Annotated in this window: 14 protein-coding genes; 4 read left to right on the top strand and 10 right to left on the bottom strand. The window is 67.7% G+C overall.

Annotated features, from left to right (window positions below; translation table 11 throughout):
* Positions 1-4 precede the first annotated feature (4 nt).
* Complete coding sequence (gene plsX / locus IEX50_RS09860; protein ID WP_157176649.1) at positions 5-1,084, bottom strand: phosphate acyltransferase PlsX; 1,080 nt, start codon at positions 1,082-1,084, stop codon at positions 5-7.
* Between the two features lie 18 nt (positions 1,085-1,102).
* Positions 1,103-1,282: a 50S ribosomal protein L32 gene (gene rpmF, locus IEX50_RS09855; RefSeq protein ID WP_157176650.1), complete on the bottom strand. Its 180-nt coding sequence runs from the start codon at positions 1,280-1,282 to the stop codon at positions 1,103-1,105.
* Positions 1,283-1,478: 196 nt separating this feature from the next.
* On the opposite strand from rpmF, the gene IEX50_RS09850 reads away from it, so the two are divergent.
* On the top strand, positions 1,479-1,874 hold the full coding sequence (locus tag IEX50_RS09850; RefSeq protein ID WP_157176651.1) for an MAPEG family protein: 396 nt from the start codon (positions 1,479-1,481) through the stop codon (positions 1,872-1,874).
* Positions 1,875-1,892: 18 nt separating this feature from the next.
* Here IEX50_RS09850 and IEX50_RS09845 read toward each other — a convergent pair whose 3' ends face one another.
* The 4 genes from IEX50_RS09845 to hemC are packed head-to-tail and all read right to left on the bottom strand — an operon-like array spanning position 1,893 to position 5,159.
* Entirely contained in the window at positions 1,893-2,552 is a 660-nt protein-coding gene (locus IEX50_RS09845) for an MBL fold metallo-hydrolase (protein WP_157176652.1), read from the bottom strand.
* A gap of 50 nt (positions 2,553-2,602) precedes the next feature.
* On the bottom strand, positions 2,603-3,529 hold the full coding sequence (locus tag IEX50_RS09840) for a hypothetical protein (protein ID WP_188699457.1): 927 nt from the start codon (positions 3,527-3,529) through the stop codon (positions 2,603-2,605).
* Positions 3,529-4,233, bottom strand: coding sequence for a uroporphyrinogen-III synthase (locus IEX50_RS09835; RefSeq protein ID WP_157176654.1), 705 nt, complete (start codon positions 4,231-4,233; stop codon positions 3,529-3,531). Before IEX50_RS09835 ends, IEX50_RS09840 begins: the two co-directional genes overlap by 1 nt.
* Complete coding sequence (hemC, locus tag IEX50_RS09830) at positions 4,230-5,159, bottom strand: hydroxymethylbilane synthase (RefSeq protein ID WP_157176655.1); 930 nt, start codon at positions 5,157-5,159, stop codon at positions 4,230-4,232. The genes IEX50_RS09835 and hemC overlap by 4 nt, the downstream gene beginning before the upstream one ends.
* Positions 5,160-5,243: 84 nt before the next feature.
* Here hemC and tsaD point away from each other — a divergent pair, with 84 nt between their 5' ends.
* Positions 5,244-6,278: a tRNA (adenosine(37)-N6)-threonylcarbamoyltransferase complex transferase subunit TsaD gene (tsaD, locus tag IEX50_RS09825; RefSeq protein ID WP_157176656.1), complete on the top strand. Its 1,035-nt coding sequence runs from the start codon at positions 5,244-5,246 to the stop codon at positions 6,276-6,278.
* The gene (locus IEX50_RS09820; RefSeq protein ID WP_157176657.1) at positions 6,275-7,249 is read left to right on the top strand and encodes an NAD(P)H-dependent glycerol-3-phosphate dehydrogenase; all 975 of its coding nucleotides are present in this window, start codon (positions 6,275-6,277) and stop codon (positions 7,247-7,249) included. The genes tsaD and IEX50_RS09820 overlap by 4 nt, the downstream gene beginning before the upstream one ends.
* 4 nt (positions 7,250-7,253) lie before the next feature.
* Here the strand turns inward: IEX50_RS09820 and IEX50_RS09815 are convergent, their stop codons facing one another.
* On the bottom strand, positions 7,254-7,418 hold the full coding sequence (locus tag IEX50_RS09815) for a DUF1674 domain-containing protein (protein ID WP_229673863.1): 165 nt from the start codon (positions 7,416-7,418) through the stop codon (positions 7,254-7,256).
* Between the two features lie 71 nt (positions 7,419-7,489).
* Complete coding sequence (gene mutS / locus IEX50_RS09810; protein WP_157176843.1) at positions 7,490-10,072, bottom strand: DNA mismatch repair protein MutS; 2,583 nt, start codon at positions 10,070-10,072, stop codon at positions 7,490-7,492.
* Between the two features lie 171 nt (positions 10,073-10,243).
* Here mutS and IEX50_RS09805 point away from each other — a divergent pair, with 171 nt between their 5' ends.
* The gene (locus IEX50_RS09805; RefSeq protein WP_157176659.1) at positions 10,244-12,499 is read left to right on the top strand and encodes an NADP-dependent malic enzyme; all 2,256 of its coding nucleotides are present in this window, start codon (positions 10,244-10,246) and stop codon (positions 12,497-12,499) included.
* Between the two features lie 41 nt (positions 12,500-12,540).
* On the opposite strand, the gene ppc is transcribed toward IEX50_RS09805, so the two are convergent.
* Both ppc and IEX50_RS09795 read right to left on the bottom strand, forming a co-directional pair.
* Positions 12,541-15,216: a phosphoenolpyruvate carboxylase gene (gene ppc / locus IEX50_RS09800; RefSeq protein WP_157176660.1), complete on the bottom strand. Its 2,676-nt coding sequence runs from the start codon at positions 15,214-15,216 to the stop codon at positions 12,541-12,543.
* Positions 15,217-15,314: 98 nt separating this feature from the next.
* Entirely contained in the window at positions 15,315-17,141 is a 1,827-nt protein-coding gene (locus IEX50_RS09795; protein WP_157176661.1) for a DUF885 domain-containing protein, read from the bottom strand.
* Between the last annotated feature and the right edge of the window lie 37 nt (positions 17,142-17,178).

Raw genomic sequence — 17,178 nt, 5'->3', positions numbered from 1 at the left:
TCTGTCACTTTCCGCCGCCGGTGATGATCGGCGAGCGGATCGATGCAAGGTCCTCTGTCACTAGCCGGGTGATGTCAGCCTCTACCAGTTTCACTGCAACACCGATTGCGTTGGCAACACCCTGCGGACTGGCGCCGCCGTGGCTTTTCACAACGATGCCGTTCAGGCCGAGGAAGACCGCGCCATTATGATTGTTCGGATCGAGATGATGGCGGAGCAGTTCGGTGGCCGGGCGGGAGATCAGGAACCCGATCTTGGACCGGATCGAGCTTGCAAACGCGCGCCGCAGCAGGTCAGCGACAAACCGCGCGGTGCCCTCAATCGACTTCAGCGCGATGTTACCGGAGAAACCGTCCGTCACGATCACATCCGCCTCACCTCGGCCAAGACGGTCGCCTTCGATGAAACCATCGAACTGGATCGGCAGGTCGGTCGCGTCGCGCAGCGCCTGCGCGGCGTCACGAAGTTCGTCCGTGCCTTTGAGCTCCTCGGTGCCAATGTTGAGCAACCGTACTCGTGGCCGTTGGAGGCCCATCACGGTCCGGGCATAGGCCGCGCCCATCACGGCAAACTGCACCAGATTCCTCGCGTCGCATTCGGTATTGGCACCGAGATCGAGCAGGACGAGGTCATTGTCACCAAGCGTAGGCAGCAGCGCCGCCAATGCTGGCCGATCGATGCCAGGCATCGTCCGCAACGCCAGCTTGGACATTGCCATCAAGGCGCCGGTGTTGCCGGCCGATACGCTTGCTCCGGCCTCGCCAGTCTTTACGGCAGCAATCGACAGTCCCATCGAACTGTCTTTCGCCCGCCTAATAGCCTGACTTGGCTTGTCTTCACCGGAAATGACGTGGGGAGCGTGAACGATGCTCGAACGATCGGCCAAGATCGGAAAACGCGCGCGTTCTCGCTCGATCCCGGCTGCGTCGCCGAACAATGTGATCGTCAGATTCGGATCTGCGCGGACAGCAAGCGCTGCCCCTTCGACCATTGTTGCGGGGCCGGCATCGCCACCCATGGCATCAAGCGCGATCCGCACCGGTGTGGTGACCGATCGTCCGTATTGCGAAGGACGGTCGCCCATCTGATCAATGCCGTCGGATCAGGCTTCGATCGCGACGATCTCGCGCCCGTTATAGTGGCCGCAGGAATTGCACAGGTGATGCGGACGCTTCAGTTCGCCGCAGTTGGGGCATTCCTGAAACGACGCGACCGTGAGCGAATCGTGGCTGCGGCGCATGTTGCGCTTGGACGGGGAGGTTTTTCTTTTAGGGACGGCCATTTCGGCACCTGTTCCAATATCTGTCGAAACTAAGAAGCAACGCGCTTCGCGCTACGCGACCATCGGTTCATACCAGAACCGCGGGTCGATCGGGCAAAGCTCGTCGAGAGCCGCGGACCTATAGCGATTCGCCTTCGAGTTGCAAGCGTAGCGACCGCGTGCGACAGGCTTGGTACCAAACGGGCAAGGATATGACGTGACGCTGACCTATACGCTGATGTTCGCGGTTGCGTTCGCGTTGATCAATCTCTGGCTGGCGTTCCGGGCCGGGAAAGCCAGGCTCGGGGCCAAGGTTTCGATCGGTGACGGCGGCAATCCGTTGCTCGCGGCCCGCATGCGGGCACAGGCGAACTTTCTGGAATATGTGCCGCTCGCGCTCATCCTCATCGGGCTGATCGAAATGCGCGTTGGCCCGTCGCAGATCCTGTTCGGTCTTGGCATCGCGCTTGTGCTGGCGCGAGTCGCGCATGCCTTCGGGATGGAGCGGCCGGTGCCCAATCCGTTCCGAGCGGGCGGCATTCTGGTGACGTTCCTCGTCACGATCGCCCTGATCGTGTGGGGCGCGCTGCTGCTGTACGGGGTCGTCAGCTGATTGCGGACCTGACCGCCTCTAGCGGTTGAGCGCGGGGTCACCGACGAAGGGGTTGGTGCGGCGCTCGTGCGCGAAGCTGGACGGCGGACCATGTCCGCAGACGAACGTCGTCTCGTCGCCCAGTGGCCAAAGCTTGGTTACGACCGAATCGATCAACGTATCATGGTCGCCGAGCGGGAAGTCGGTCCGGCCGATCGACCCTTGGAACAGTACGTCCCCGACCTGAGCGAAGCGGGACGGGGCGTGATGGAAGATGACGTGGCCGGGTGTGTGACCGGGCGTGTGGTAGACGTCCAGGGTCAGGTCGCCGACGGTGACCGTATCGCCATCCTCGAGCCAGCGATCGGGTTCGAACGGCTCGCCCTCGATCCCGTAGGCGCGACCGTCCTCGTCCAGTCGGGCGATCCAGAAGCGATCCGCCTCCTGTGGGCCTTCGATCGGCACACCGATCTGTTCTGCCAGCAGGCCCGCGGCCCCGGCGTGATCGATATGGCCGTGGGTCAGCAGGATCTTCTCGATCGTGACGCCGTGCTGCTTTGCCGCTGCGATCAGACGCGGACGGTCGCCGCCGGGATCGATCAGGGCACCGCGCATTGTGGCGGTGCACCACAGCAGCGTGCAATTCTGCTGGAGCGGGGTGACCGGGATGACGGTCGCGCGAAGTGGGGTCGTGGACATATCGTTCAACTGCCCTCCGCCGCCGAACGGTGCAAGTCGGAACGCTTCCGTCAGTTGGGCCGGGCCTGGTCCGTGCCTGTGGCGAGGGCCGCGTCAGCCGGGTTTGCCGGTGCGGGTGCTGCTGCGACCGGATCGGCGGGCGCAACGATAGCTGCGGGGATGATCGGACGGTGCGGTGCCAGCAAGGCAGCCGTTTCGATGATATCGAGCGCCCGCCGCGCGCTGACATAGCGCCGTGCCTTGATGATCCATGCGCCAGCCAGCGCACGACCGGGCAGCCGGGCTATCTCCGCCAGCGCCGTGTCGACATGACCGGACTCAAGCTGGCGACGTGCGCGCGTGAGGCGATCGACAGGCGCGACCGACGGTACGGAAGCGCGACGGACAACGACCAGCCCGGCGAGTTCCCGGCGAACTCCCTGCCACCAGCTGTCGTCCGTACCGCGCGCCAGTAGGGTCGGTGCGATCTCGTCCATGCCGGTCTGCAATTCTTCCAGCGTCACCGGTTGGCGCGACGCGGACAGGATCGTCGCCACGGCTTGTGGTTGATTCCCACCGAACCGCTCACGGAGCAGCCCTTCGATATAGCCGAGCTGCCCGCCGCGATCGAGCGCGCGCCGGGCCGCGAACGCGACGAGCAGTCCTTCCGCCCGCTCCGCATTGCTGGAGCTTTCCGTGGTGCGCTCGGCAAGTTGAGCAATCCCCTGTTCGGTCCGTTCGACGCGGCGCGCCAGATCGGTCGTTACGGCGACCGCCTGCGTTACCGATCGCGGAACGGGCGCGTCGTGGATGACCACCGGCGCCGCTACCACCGCGGGTTCAAGGCCAATCAGGCGGCGTGCGGGCTCCGACCGCTGCAACACATAAACGGCGAGCACCGCACCAATGACGAGCGTCACAACGACGGCGAGCAGCACCCAGAGCCACGTCCGCGATCGTTTTACGGTCTGTGCGGGCTGATCCCAATCGTCGTTCATCACCGCTCCAGCGTCCCGTTAGGGTCCTGATCGCACAACATCCGCGCCGCCGCAAAGAGCGCGTCGTCGGTCGGTACGTTCGCGATCTCCACTCCGGCCCAGCCGACGCCCGCCGCATCGGCGACATTCTGGCTGAAACAGGCGAGCCGAACGGTCGCGCGTGATCGCTTGGCATGGTCCAGCAAAGTGCCGAACACGCGCGCAGCGCGCGGGGAATGAAGCAGAGCAACCGCGTGATCGTTGAGCGCCAGCGCCGCGGCGGTGGGCAGATGTTCCACGGCATCGGCAACGTAGACCGCAATGTGTCGGATCGTGAGGAGGGGGTGACCGACCGCGACATGGTCCTGCCCGCAAAGATGGAGAATCTTTTGCTGTCCGCTGGCCGCCAACATCACCGCCGCGGCGTTGCCATCCTTTTTCCCGGTAGCGAGGTTCGCGAATCCCGCCAGACGGGCCGCTTCGGCGGTCGCGGTGCCCACTGCCTGGACCGGCAACGTTCGATATTGCGTCAGACCGTCTCCCCCCAATCGAACCGCCGCCGCGCTGGTCAGCAGCAGGGCGTCGATCGTCGCTGGGTCGGGAGGCGACCAGGGCAGGCTGCGGTAGTAGAACAGCGGCGCCACTACCGTGTCGAATCCAAGGCGGATGGCGCGCGCGGCAGTGGCTTCACCCCCAACCTGCGGCCGCAGGATGAGCAGTTTCACGGTGCGAAAAGTGTTCGCAGCGCCGGCGGTGCCAGGTCGAGCAACCTATGGGCAAGGCCTGCGGCCATCGTGGCATGGGCTTCCGGGTCGTCACCGGCCACGGTCGCCTCGCCGGACTCGCAAAGCGTACCGTCCATCGACAGGATCTCCGCGCGCAGCCGCCAGTCGGTCCCGTCGCGTGTCATCAGGGCCGCGACCGGAGAACGGCAATCCGCGCCGAGCTCCGCAAGGAAAGCGCGTTCGGCGACGACCGCCAGGCTGGTATCGCGGTGATCGATGGCGGCAAGCAAGAGGCGGATATCCTGCGCGTTGCCCAGCGTCTCGATACCGACCGCACCTTGCGCGGGGGCGGGCAACATCTCGGACGTCGCGATGGCGTGGCCGATCGTGCCGTGGCCGAGCCGGTCCAGGCCTGCCGCGGCGAGGAGCGTCGCGTCCGCCTCACCCGCCTCCAGTTTTGCAAGCCGCGTGGCCACATTGCCGCGGAACAGGACGGTCCGGATGTCCGGCCGGGCCCGCGCCAGTTGTGCGGCGCGACGCGGCGACGAGGTGCCGACGCAGGCGGAGGGGGGGAGGGCGGCGACCGTTTCCGCACCGATCAGCCGGTCGCGGACGTCGGCGCGCTCCAGCATCGCCGCGATGACGATCCGTTCGGGACGGATGGTCTCGACGTCCTTCATCGAATGGACCGCGAAATCGATATCCCCGTCGAACAGCGCGCGGTCGAGTTCCTTGGTCCAGAGTGCCTTGCCCCCGACTTCAGCCAGTGCGCGGTCCTGGATCCTGTCGCCCGACGTGCGGATCGGGACGATGGTGATCGCGTCCGGTGCTAGGTCGTGCGCGGTGGTGAGGGCGGCGACCACCATGCGCGCCTGCGTCAGGGCAAGCGGCGATCCACGGGTTCCAAGGCGGAGCGGCAAATTCATGCCCAACCGCCTAATCGGTAAGCGGATGCTCCGCAATTCGGTCCGTGGCCTGTACGCAATCGCGGTCGCGTGGCAAAAGCCACCATGACCCTGATCCTAGGCCTAGAATCGAGCTGCGACGAAACGGCGGCGGCGCTTGTGCAGGGCGATCGTACAATCCTGTCGCACCGGCTGGCCGGACAGGAGGCGGCGCATCGTCCCTATGGCGGCGTGGTACCGGAAATCGCGGCGCGTGCGCATGTCGAGATGCTGATGCCGCTGGTACAAGCGGCGCTGGCGGACGCGGGGTGTGCGTTAGGCGATGTCGATGCGGTGGCGGCAACCGCGGGACCGGGGCTGATCGGCGGAGTCATGGTCGGGCTGGTCACGGGCAAGGCTCTCGCGCTAGCGGCGGGCAAGCCCTTGATCGCAGTCAACCATCTGGAGGGCCATGCGCTCAGCCCGCGGCTGTCCGATCCGGATCTCGAGTTCCCCTATCTCCTGCTGCTGGTGTCGGGCGGACATTGCCAGTTGCTATTCGTCGAGGGGGTCGATCGTTATCGCCGGCTGGCGACGACCATCGACGATGCGGCGGGGGAGGCGTTCGACAAGACCGCAAAACTGCTCGGGCTGGGGTTTCCGGGCGGCCTGGCAGTTGAGATTGCGGCGCGGCGGGGGGATGCCGCCAAGGTGCCGTTGCCGCGACCGCTGCTTGGATCGCCGGACCCGCATTTCTCGTTCGCCGGGTTGAAGAGCGCGGTTTTGCGGGCGCGGGATGCCGGGGTGCATGATGCCGACGATATCGCTGCGTCGTTCCAGCAGGCGGTTGTCGATTGTCTCGTCGATCGGACCCGGCGGGCGCTGGTCCATGCTGAAGGTGCGACCGCTCTGGTCGTGGCTGGCGGGGTAGCGGCGAACGGGGCGGTGCGGGGTGCGTTGCAGGCCGTTGCGGCGGCGGCGGACCTGCGTTTCGTGGCGCCGCCCTTGTGGTTGTGTACCGACAATGCGGCGATGATCGGTTGGGCCGGGGCGGAACGGTTCGCGGCCGGGTTGTTCGATCCGCTCGATATCGCCGCTCGTCCGCGTTGGCCGTTGGACCCATCGGCGGAAAAGGCACGTGGTGCGGGGGTGAAGGCATGATCGGAATCTTGGGTGCGGGTGCGTGGGGAACCGCGCTGGCGCAGGTGATCGCGCAGAACGGCGAACCGGTGCTGCTGTGGGCATTCGAGCCCGAGGTCGTGGCTACGATGAACGAGACGCGGCGGAACCCGGTCTATCTGCCAGATCGGCCGTTGTCGGACGCGATCCGCGCGACCGGGGACCTGGCGGCGCTGGGCGGGTGCGATCTGGTGCTGGTTGTGCCGCCGGCACAGCATCTGCGCGGGTTGCTGGCACAGGTGCCCGGGACGGCACCACGGATCCTGTGCGCGAAGGGCATCGAGGCGGGGACCGGCATGCTGATGTCGGAGGTTGCGGCGGAGGCCGCACCTGGTGCAGCGGTGGCGGTCCTGTCGGGGCCGACTTTTGCGCATGAGGTAGCGGACGGGCTGCCGACCGCGGTGACGCTGGCCTGCGAAGATGCCGCGTTGGGGGGTATGCTGGCGGGGCGGATCGCGCGGCCCGGTTTCCGGCCTTATCTCAGCGATGACGTGATCGGGGCGGAGATCGGTGGGGCGGTCAAGAACGTGCTCGCGATCGCGTGTGGGGTCGTGGAGGGGGCGGGACTCGGGCAGAATGCGCGGGCGGCGCTGATCGGCCGGGGCTTTGCCGAGATGACGCGGTTCGGACTGGCGCGGGGTGCGCGGTCCGAAACACTGGCCGGGCTGTCGGGGCTGGGCGATCTGGTGCTGACCTGTTCCTCAGTCAGCTCGCGCAACTTCTCGCTGGGACGCGGGCTCGGGTTAGGGCAGTCGGCCGCCGCGTTGCTCTCCGACCGGCGGACGGTTGCAGAGGGCGCCTCCACTGCACCGGTTCTGGAGCAGGCCGCGGCAAAGGTCTGCGTCGATATGCCGATCGTGTCGGCGGTATGTGCTCTACTGGCGGGGCGGCTGGGCGTGCAGGAGGTCGTCGATCGGCTGCTGGCACGCCCGCTGAAGAGCGAGACGGTCTGACGGGTCAGAAGTCCCAGGCGATGCCCTTGCTCTCCCAATCCCCGTAGCGGGTGGGCTCGAGGCCCTTGGGGCCGCCGCTTTCCGACTCCGGATGGATCGGCTCGGGTGTCGGCACCGGGGGGTTGGGCGACAGGTTCTTCGGCGGTACGAAATCGGCGGGGCGGGGCACGGCGCATCTCCTGTCGGTCGGCGTCACTGGCATGTGGGTACCGCATGGGCCGCGACAAGGGTCCAGGGCGATCAGTCCGCGCCGTTTTCCAGCAGCAGCTTCAGGCGGTAGACCAGTTCGAGCGCATCGCGCGGGCTGAGCGTGTCGGCGTCGGTCGCGGCGAGCGCGGCGTGGAGCGGATCGACCTTCGGTTCCGCCGCCGCGGCGGCCGCGAACAGCGGCAGGTCGTCCAGCCCCGCGGCCAACCCGCCTGTCGCGTTCCGTCCGGCCTCCAGCTTGGCCAGCACCGCGCGGGCGCGGGTCACGACCGGGGCGGGGAGCCCGGCGAGCTTGGCCACGGCGAGGCCGTAGCTGCGGTCCGCCGGTCCGCGGACCAGTTCGTGGAGCAGGACCAGTTCGCCCTTCCATTCGCGCGCACGGACATGGTGGAGCGTCAGCGCATCGAGCCGTTCCGCCAGCCGCGTGAGTTCGTGATAGTGCGTCGCGAACAGGCAGCGGCAGCGGTTGCGGTTATGGATCGCCTCCACCACCGCCCAGGCGATGGCCAGGCCGTCATAGGTCGACGTGCCGCGCCCGACCTCGTCAAGGATCACGAAGCTGCGCTGCGTCGCCTGCGCCAGGATCGCCGCGGTTTCGACCATTTCGACCATGAAAGTCGATCGGCCGCGCGCCAGATTGTCGGACGCGCCAACGCGGCTGAACAGGCGGTCGACCAGCCCCAGCGTGGCGGAGGTGGCAGGCACCGGGCTGCCCGACTGTGCGAGCACCGCAATCGCGGCATTCTGGCGCAGGAAGGTGGATTTGCCGCCCATATTGGGGCCGGTAACGAGCCAGAGCCGGCTGTCCTCCGACAGGGAGCAGTCGTTGGCAACGAACCGTCCGCCGGCACGGGCGACCGCCTGTTCGACAACCGGGTGGCGGCCGCCGACGATCTCGAAACAGTTGTGATCGACCAGTGTCGGGCGGCACCAGCCGCCTTCGGCCGCACGTTCCGCCAGGCCGGTGGCGACGTCCAGCCGGGCGAGTGCGTCGGCGGTGGCGGCGATCGCATGGCGGCGGTCGAGCACCGCCTGCGTCAGTTCTTCCAGATGTGCCGCCTCGGCGGCCAGTGCGTGGGCACCGGCCTGCGCGACCTTGATGGCATGGTCGTGCAGGTCGGCGGCGTTGAATCGCACTACGCCGGCCAGCGTCTGGCGATGGGTGAAGCCGGAGTCCGCCTTCATCAACGGATCGGCGTGGCGAGCGGCGACTTCTACATGGTAGCCGAGCACGCCGTTGTGCCGGATGCGCAGCGTCGCGATGCCGGTCTCGGTGCGGTAGCGCGCCTCCAGTGCCGCGATCGCGCGCCGGCCGTCGCCGCCGGAGGCGCGCAGCGTATCAAGTGCGGCGTCGTAACCTTCCGCGATGTAGCCGCCCTTGTCGGCATCGACCAGTGGCATCGGGACGAGCGCACGGGACAGCTGGTCGACGAGCGCGCCGTGCCCGGCGAGCCGGGGCAGCAGCGACGCGAGCAGCGTTGGGGGATGGTCGATCTGCCCGAGCCGGTCGTGCAGGTTGCGGGCTTCCGCCAGTCCGTCGCGGAGCTGCCCGGCGTCACGCGGCGAACCGCGGCCGGCGGCGATCCGGCCGAGCGCGCGGCCGATGTCGGGCTGCGCCTTTAACGCGCGACGCACCGCATCGCGGAGGCTGGAGTCCGCTTCGAACAACCCAACCAGATCGAGCCGCGCCTCGATCGCGGTCCGGTCGGTGAGCGGGGCGGCGATGTCCGCGCGGAGCAGGCGAGCACCGGCCCCGGTCACTGTGCGATCAACGGAATCTAACAGGCTACCGCGCCGGCCGCCGTCGCTCGCCTGCGTCAGCTCCAGGCTTTCGCGCGTCGCGGCGTCGATCAGCATATGGCCGGCGGCCTGGCGACGCTCCGGGGGCTGCAGGAACGGCAGCGTGCCCTGGCCGGCATTGTCGAGATAGGCGAGCAGCCCCGCCGCCGCCGCCAGTTCGGCGCGCGAGAAGGCGCCGTAGCCATCGAGCGTCGCGACGCCGAACAGCGACTTCATCCGGGCCTCACCAGCCGCGGCATCGAAACGTGCGCGCGGGCAGGGATAGGCGCCGTCCGGGGCGTCTTCCAGCGTGTCGGGTACGACGATCTCGGCCGCCGACAGTCGCGCCAGTTCAGCGTCGCGCTGACTCCGCGGCACGCAGCCGATCTCGAACCGGCCGGTCGAGATATCCGCCGCCGCCATGCCGAGTTCGCCGTTCGCCTCCGCCAGCGCGACCAGCCAGTTGGCGGCTTTCGCATCGAGCAGCGACTCCTCGGTCAGCGTGCCGGCGGTGACGACCCGCACGATTCCGCGGGCGACCAGCGACTTGGACCCGCCGCGCTTCTTCGCCTCCGCCGGGCTCTCGGTCTGTTCGGCGATGGCGACGCGGTGCCCGGCCTTGATCAGCCGCGCGAGATAACCCTCCGCCGCATGGACCGGGACGCCGCACATCGCGACCGGCTGCCCGTCATGCGTGCCGCGGGCGGTGAGCGCGATGTCGAGCGTGGCGGCGGCGGCCTTTGCATCGTCGAAGAACAGCTCGAAAAAGTCGCCCATCCGGTAGAACAGCAGGCAATCCGGCACCTGCGCCTTCAACACATGATATTGCGCCATCATCGGCGTGGCGGCACCGCTGTTCGCGCCTCCGTCGGTCTGTTCGGTTCGTGCCATGTGCGCGAGTCCTAGCCCGTCCGGCGGCTGGAATGAAGCGGCGACACGTCGTGGTGCATCGCGGCTTGTCCCCTCCGGCCGTTTCCCCCACTACGATCGCAACAGACGAGGGACCGTATGAGCAACATCCAGTTTTCCGAGCGCGAGGCGCTGCTGTTCCACAGCCAGGGCCGGCCGGGCAAGATCGAGATTGTCGCAACCAAGCCGATGGCGACGCAACGCGACCTGTCACTGGCCTATTCGCCGGGCGTCGCGGTGCCCGTGCTGGCGATCGCCGCCGATCCGGCGACCGCCTACGACTATACCGCCAAGGGCAATCTGGTCGCGGTGATCTCTAACGGCACCGCGATCCTGGGCCTGGGCAATCTGGGCGCGCTCGCGTCCAAGCCGGTAATGGAAGGCAAGGCGGTGCTGTTCAAGCGGTTCGCCGACGTCGATTCGATCGATATCGAGCTGGCGACCGAGGATGTCGACAAGTTCATCGCCGCGGTCGAGCTGATGGAGCCGAGCTTCGGGGGGATCAACCTGGAGGACATCAAGGCGCCGGAATGCTTCGTGATCGAGCAGACGCTGAAGGAGCGGATGAACATCCCGGTGTTCCACGACGACCAGCACGGCACCGCGATCATCGCGGCGGCGGGGCTGATCAATGCGTGCCACCTGACCAACCGAGAACTGGGCGACATCAAGGTCGTGGTGAACGGCGCGGGTGCGGCGTCGATCGCGTGCACCGAACTGGTGAAGGCGATGGGGGTGCGCGCCGACAATGTCGTGATGTGCGATTCCAAGGGCGTGATCTATGCCGGCCGCACCGAAGGCATGAACCAGTGGAAGTCGGCGCATGCGGTGGCGACCGACGCGCGGACGCTGGCTGACGCCGTGGCCGGGGCGGACGTGTTCCTGGGCCTGTCGGTCAAGGGCGCGCTGACGCCCGACATGGTTCGGTCGATGGCGGCGGACCCGATCATCTTCGCCATGGCGAACCCGGATCCGGAGATCCTGCCGCCCGATGCCAAGGCCGTGCGCTCCGATGCGATCATCGCGACGGGTCGGTCGGATTATCCGAACCAGGTCAACAATGTGCTCGGTTTCCCGTTCATCTTCCGTGGCGCGCTCGACGTGCGGGCGACCAGCGTGAACGACGAGATGAAGATCGCCGCAGCCCGCGCGCTCGCTGATCTGGCGCGGCAACAGGTGCCGGAAGAGGTGGCGATCGCTTACGGCGGCGTCGCGCCGAAGTTCGGGCGTGAGTATATCATTCCTGCGCCGTTTGACCCGCGCCTGATGGAGATCGTGCCGGCCGCCGTTGCGCAAGCCGCGATGGATACTGGTGTCGCGCGTTTGGCGATCCCGGACATGGATGCGTACCGCGAGACGTTGAAGGCGCGGTTGAACCCGACGACGTCGATCCTGCAGCTCGCCTACGAAGGCGCGCGGCGGAGCCCGAAGCGGGTCGTGTTCGCCGAGGCGGAGGAGGAGACCGTCCTGCGCGCGGCGATCGCGTTCCGCGAGGCGGGGCTGGGTACGCCGGTGCTGGTCGGGCGCGACGAGGTGCCCGACAAGCTGCGCGCGCTGGGCGTCGACGATCCGTCGACCTACGAACTGCACAACAGCCGCAATTCGCCGCTGATCGAGCGGATGGTGGACACGCTGTATGCGCGGCTTCAGCGGCGCGGCTACCTGCGGCGCGAGGTCGAGGCGCTGGTCAACCAGGATCGCAACATCTTCGGCGCGCTGCTGCTTGAACTCGGCGAGGCCGATGCGATGATCACCGGCGTGACGCGCACCTATGCGCAGACGTTGCGGCAGATCCTGCGCGTGATCGATCCGGTCGACGGACGGCGGCCGTTCGGCATTCACGTGATGGTCGGGCGCAGCCACACGGTGTTCATGGCGGACACGACGGTCAACGAACGGCCCGACGCCGCGGCGCTGGCCGATATCGCCGAGCAGACGGCGGAAGTGGCGCGCCGGATGGGGCAGGAGCCGCGGGTGGCGTTCCTGAGCTATTCGACGTTCGGCAATCCGGATGGCGAATGGGTCGACAATGTCCGCGATGCGGTCACGATCCTCGATGGGCGCGAGGTCGCGTTCGAATATGAGGGGGAGATGTCCCCCGACGTGGCGTTGAACCCGGCGGTGATGAAGAACTATCCGTTCAGCCGGCTGTCCGGGCCGGCCAACGTGCTGGTGATGCCGGGGCTGCAATCAGCCAACATCTCCGCAAAGCTTATGCGGGAGTTGGGCGGCAATTCGGTCATTGGGCCGATGCTGGTCGGGCTGAAGCACCCGGTGCAGATCGCGACGATGTCGGCGACGGCGAGCGAGCTGGTGACGCTGGCGGTGTTGGCGGCGGGCGGAATCGCTCGGTAATCGAAGCGAGGCACGTCATTCCGCCGGGATGACGTGCCGGACTACCCGCTGTTGCGCAGCGCGGTCGCGATCGCGTTGATCGACAGCTGGATGCCTTCGCGAACGCGGGGGTCGGTTTCGCCGGCGCGGTGGCGTTTGAGCAGCTCGATCTGGAGCAGGTTGAGCGGTTCGATATAGGGCAGCCGCAGCCGGATCGAGGCGTCGAGCGCGGGGTTGCGTTCGAGCAGGCGGGTCTGGCGGGTGATGCCGAGCAGGCCGGCCTCGGTCGCATCCCAGGCCGAACGGATGCGGCCGAAGATCGTGGTGGCGAGGTCCTGGTCCTCGACCAGCACGGTGTAGCGTTCGGCGAGGTCCATGTCGGACTTTGCGAGCACCATCTCCAGATTGGCGAGCGTCGCCTGGAAGAAGGGCCAGCCGGCGACCATGTCGCGGAGTAGCGCCTTGTCCTCGAATCGCGCGAGCGCATCGCCGACGCCGTACCAGCCGGGCAGCATGACGCGGGCCTGTGCCCAGCTGAACACCCATGGGATGGCGCGCAGGTCCTCGATCCGGTCGGATTTCGTGCGGCTGGCGGGGCGGGAGCCGATCTTGAGATCGGCGATCTCGGCGATCGGCGTGAATTGGCGGAAGAAGGTGCGGAAGCCGTCCGTGCCGTAGACCAGTTCGCGGTATCCGGTGAAGGCATCGTGCGACAGCCGGTCCATCGCGGCGGAGAAGCGCGCGGTGTCGGCGGCGCTGAGCGTCGGGGCCTCGAGCGAGGCGAGCAGGGTGGCGGCAGTCGTCGCTTCGAGATTGGCGATGGCGCTTTCGCGGGTGCCGAACTTGGCGGCGATGACCTCGCCCTGTTCGGTGATGCGAATGCGGCCCTGGACCGTTCCGGGGGCCTGCGCGCGGATTGCGGCGAAGGACGATCCGCCGCCGCGCCCGACCGCGCCGCCGCGGCCGTGGAACAGCTGCATGCGGGTGCCGGACTCGGCGAAGACGTCGGCCAGCGCGCGGCTGGCGCGGTTGAGGCTCCAGACCGAGGTCAGGTAGCCGCCGTCCTTGTTCGAGTCGGAATAGCCGACCATGACCTCCTGATGGCCGCGGGCGGCGGTGATCGCGGCGATTTCGGGCAGCGCGAACCAGTCCCGCATGACGGCGGGGCCGGCCTCCAGATCCTCGATCGTCTCGAACAGCGGGACGACCATCAGGTCGGAGCGGGGAGTCGCGCCGCCTTGGTAGAGCCCGGCTTCCTTGAGCAGGACGCAGACCTCGAGCAGGTCCGAGACGGTCGCGGCTTTCGAGATGATGTAGGTCGTGATCGCCTGGTTGCCGTAGCGGCGGTGTGCCTCGGCGGCGGCGCGGACGATCGCCAGTTCGGACGTCGTTTCGTCGGAATACGTGGCAAAAGGTGACGACAGCGGGCGGGGGCTGGTCAGTTCCTCGCGCAGGATCGCGACGCGGGCCGTTTCGTCGAGGGCGAGATAGTCGGGGGCGACGCCGGAGGCGGCGAGCAGTTCGGCGACGACGCGTTCGTGAACGTCGGCATTCTGGCGGAGGTCGAGCGTGGCGAGGTGGAAGCCGAAGGTTTCGACCGCGCGGATCAGGCGGCTGAGCGCGCCGCCGGTGGCGAGCAGCCCTTCGCCCGATGCCGCGAGACCGCGAGCCAGTTCGACGAGGTCGGCGCGGAACGCCTGCGGGTCGGGGTAGCGATCACCTTCAAGCGTGGCGGGGCGGGGCGGTTCGTGGCCCATCAGGTGGCGATAGGTGGCCGCCAGGCGCGCGTAGATGCCGCTGACCGCGCGGCGATAGGGTTCGTCGCGTCGGGCAAGCGCGTCGTCTTCGCTGCGGTCGGCGAGGGCGGTGACGGCGTCGGTGGTGGTGGTCAGTTCGGTCGAGATCGACAGTTCCGCGCCGAGTGCGTGGAGGCGGTCGAGATAGTCGGTCAGGACCGCGTTGCAGGCGCGGCAGAGTGCGGATTCGAGCGTGTCGGCGTTGACGTTCGGGTTGCCGTCGCGGTCCCCGCCGATCCAGCTGCCGGGGCGCAGGAAGCTTTTCGGGCGATGGCCCAGCGCGCGTTCCCAACGGCCGTACAGCGCAGGCAGGACGGGCAGGAAGACGTCGCTGAGATAGGCGAGCGCGGTTTCGACCTCGTCGGCGACGTAGAGCCGTTCGCGGCGGAGCGGGCGGGTCTGCCAGAGGAGCGCGATCTGGCGGGCGATCGCGGCGTCGATCATGTCGCCGTCGGGGGTTTCGGTTTCGCCCGCGTCGCGCAGCGCCATGAGTGCGGCGATGCGGTTGCGGTGGTCGATCATGCTCTTGCGCCGCACTTCGGTCGGGTGCGCGGTCAGGACCGGAGCGATTAACGCCCGGTCGAGCAGGGCTGCGGCATCGGCGCGCGAGACGCCTTCGGCGGCCAGCCGGTCGAGCGCGGAGGCCACGTCGGCGCCCGGTTCGGCGGCGACGCCCTGGCGGTCTTCCGCCAGATTCGCGAGCATCGAGAACAGCATGAAGCCGCGGACGAAGGCGAGCGTGTCGTCGAGGCCGAGCGTGTCGAGGCCGGCGTCGATCGCATCCGCCCCCGCCACGCCGCGCGCCCGATCGACCGAGACCGAGCGGATATGTTCGATCCGGCGGAACAGCTCGTCGCCGCCATAAGCGCGGATGACGTCACCCAGGATCCGCCCGAGAAAGCGGATGTCGGGGTTCTGCGCGATGGGGAGCGATGTGGCCATGCCCCATGCTGCTATGCGGCAGCATGGGGGTCAATGCCCTCCGTGGGCGGATGCGGGGAGGGGGTGTCGGGTGCTCGAAATTTCGAGGTTTGGAGCGTTTACGAGGCCTTTGTGGTGGCAATCCAGGCATCGACGCGGCGTTCGAGGATGTCGAGCGGCAGCGGGCCGCTCTTCAGCACGACGTCGTGGAAGGCACGGACATCGTATTTCGACCCAAGTTGCGCCTGCGCGCGATCGCGCAGTTCGCTGATCTTCAGCCGGCCGACGAGGTAGGCCGTCGCCTGGCCCGGATAGACGATGTAGCGTTCGATCGCCTTCACGATCCCGCCGGGCGCGTCGGCGCTGTTGTCCTTCACATATTGGATCGCCTTCTCGCGCGTCCAGCGCTTGTGGTGGAGGCCGGAGTCCACGACGAGGCGGATCGCGCGGTGCAGTTCGAGCTGGAGCCGGCCGAAGTCGCGATAGGGATCGGTGTAGAGCCCCATGTCCTTGGCGAGCTTCTCCGAATAGAGACCCCAGCCCTCGGTATAGGCAGTGAACCCGCCATAGCGGCGGAACGGCGGCAGTTCGGTTAGCTCGGTCTGGATCGCGCGTTGCAGGTGATGGCCGGGAATGCCCTCATGGTAGAACAGCGCCTCCACCTCGAACAACGGCATGTCGGCCATGTCGTAGAGGTTGGCGTAGTAGGTGCCGGGGCGCGATCCGTCGGGGGCCGGGCTCTGGTAGAACGCCTTGCCGGCTGATTTCTCGCGGAACGGTTCGACCGCCTTCACGACCAGCGGTGCCTTGGGCAGCACGCCGAACCACTGGGGCAGCTTGGCGGTGACCGCGGCGCGCGCCTTTTCCGTCTCGGACAGATAGAGCGCTCGGCCTTCGGGCGTGTTGGGCGCATAGAAGCGCTTGTCGGTGCGCATCAACTGGAAGAAGTCCTGGAGCGACCCCTTGAACCCGACCTGCGTCATGATCCCCTGGATTTCGCGGTGGATGCGCGCGACATTGTCGAGCCCGACCTGGTGAATCTGGTCGGGCGTCATCTCGGTGGTGGTGTAGTTCTTGAGGCGCTCGGCATAGTAGCCGGCGCCGTCCTTGAACCGCCAGATGCCGTCGTCGGTGCCGGCAGTCTTTTCCTGTGCGGTCATCGCCGCGATCAGCCGGTCATAGGCGGGCTTCACGACCTGGATCATCGCGTCGGCGCCGGACTTCAGGATCGCCGCCTTGTCCGCCGCGGGAATGGCGAGCGCGTTCACCTTGGTCTTGAGATCGGCAGAGAGGGGGGCGTCGGGGCCGGGGCCGAACGGCGCGCCGGTGATGACGTTGCGCGCGTCGGAGATGACATACGGGTAGACCCATTTCGGCGGCTGGACCCCCGCCTGCGCACGGCGGGCGGCGGTGGCGATGGCGGAGTCCATGACCGGGCCGATCGCGCGCAGCCGGCTGACATAGGCGTCGGCATCCGCGCGGTTGGTGATGCGGTGGATGTTGATGAGGAAGGCGGGCAGCCGGCTCTGCACGCCGTTCATCTGATCGAACACATACCCGTTGTCGCGGTAGGCCCAGGCGGCGCGGCGGCGATCCGCCTGCTGGACGAACAGGTCGTAGGACAGCCGGCTTTCGGGCGAGAGCCTGGCCGGGTCGAACCGGCGTTTCATGTCGGCCAGCGCGGCTTCGTCCGCCTGATAGTCGCGCAGGCGGGCAGCGTCGCTGGGATCGTCGAGCTTGCCATAATCGGCGTCGCGGATGCCGCGATAGGCCTTGCCCTGCGGACTGCGCGCGAGCTGTGCCTTGTCGACCGCGTCGAAGAAGCTGGCGAGTGCGGCGTCCTGCGCACCGGCGGCGGGCGTGGCGGCGGGCGTCTGGGCCGGCGTGGCGGATGCGGGCAGGGCCGCGGCGATGGTGCCAGCCAGAAGCATGGTGACGAAGCGCATGATCGTGAAACCCCCTATATCTGCGCCCAAGCCTAGC

Origin of the sequence: Sphingomonas prati, assembly GCF_014643515.1 — a bacterium.
Taxonomy (GTDB): Bacteria; Pseudomonadota; Alphaproteobacteria; order Sphingomonadales; family Sphingomonadaceae; genus Sphingomonas_R; species Sphingomonas_R prati.
The sequence above is the reverse complement of the archived record's forward strand: the minus strand, read 5'-3'. Positions and strand labels throughout refer to the sequence as shown.

Excerpts from the sequence above, each read along its gene's own strand:
- plsX (WP_157176649.1), bottom strand. The coding sequence starts at position 1,084 with ATGGGCGACCGTCCTTCGCAATACGGACGATCGGTCACCACACCGGTG.
- rpmF (WP_157176650.1), bottom strand. The coding sequence starts at position 1,282 with ATGGCCGTCCCTAAAAGAAAAACCTCCCCGTCCAAGCGCAACATGCGC.
- IEX50_RS09845 (WP_157176652.1), bottom strand. The coding sequence starts at position 2,552 with ATGTCCACGACCCCACTTCGCGCGACCGTCATCCCGGTCACCCCGCTC.
- IEX50_RS09840 (WP_188699457.1), bottom strand. The coding sequence starts at position 3,529 with ATGAACGACGATTGGGATCAGCCCGCACAGACCGTAAAACGATCGCGG.
- hemC (WP_157176655.1), bottom strand. The coding sequence starts at position 5,159 with ATGAATTTGCCGCTCCGCCTTGGAACCCGTGGATCGCCGCTTGCCCTG.
- tsaD (WP_157176656.1), top strand. The coding sequence starts at position 5,244 with ATGACCCTGATCCTAGGCCTAGAATCGAGCTGCGACGAAACGGCGGCG.
- IEX50_RS09820 (WP_157176657.1), top strand. The coding sequence starts at position 6,275 with ATGATCGGAATCTTGGGTGCGGGTGCGTGGGGAACCGCGCTGGCGCAG.
- mutS (WP_157176843.1), bottom strand. The coding sequence starts at position 10,072 with ATGATGGCGCAATATCATGTGTTGAAGGCGCAGGTGCCGGATTGCCTG.
- IEX50_RS09805 (WP_157176659.1), top strand. The coding sequence starts at position 10,244 with ATGAGCAACATCCAGTTTTCCGAGCGCGAGGCGCTGCTGTTCCACAGC.
- ppc (WP_157176660.1), bottom strand. The coding sequence starts at position 15,216 with ATGGCCACATCGCTCCCCATCGCGCAGAACCCCGACATCCGCTTTCTC.
- IEX50_RS09795 (WP_157176661.1), bottom strand. The coding sequence starts at position 17,141 with ATGCGCTTCGTCACCATGCTTCTGGCTGGCACCATCGCCGCGGCCCTG.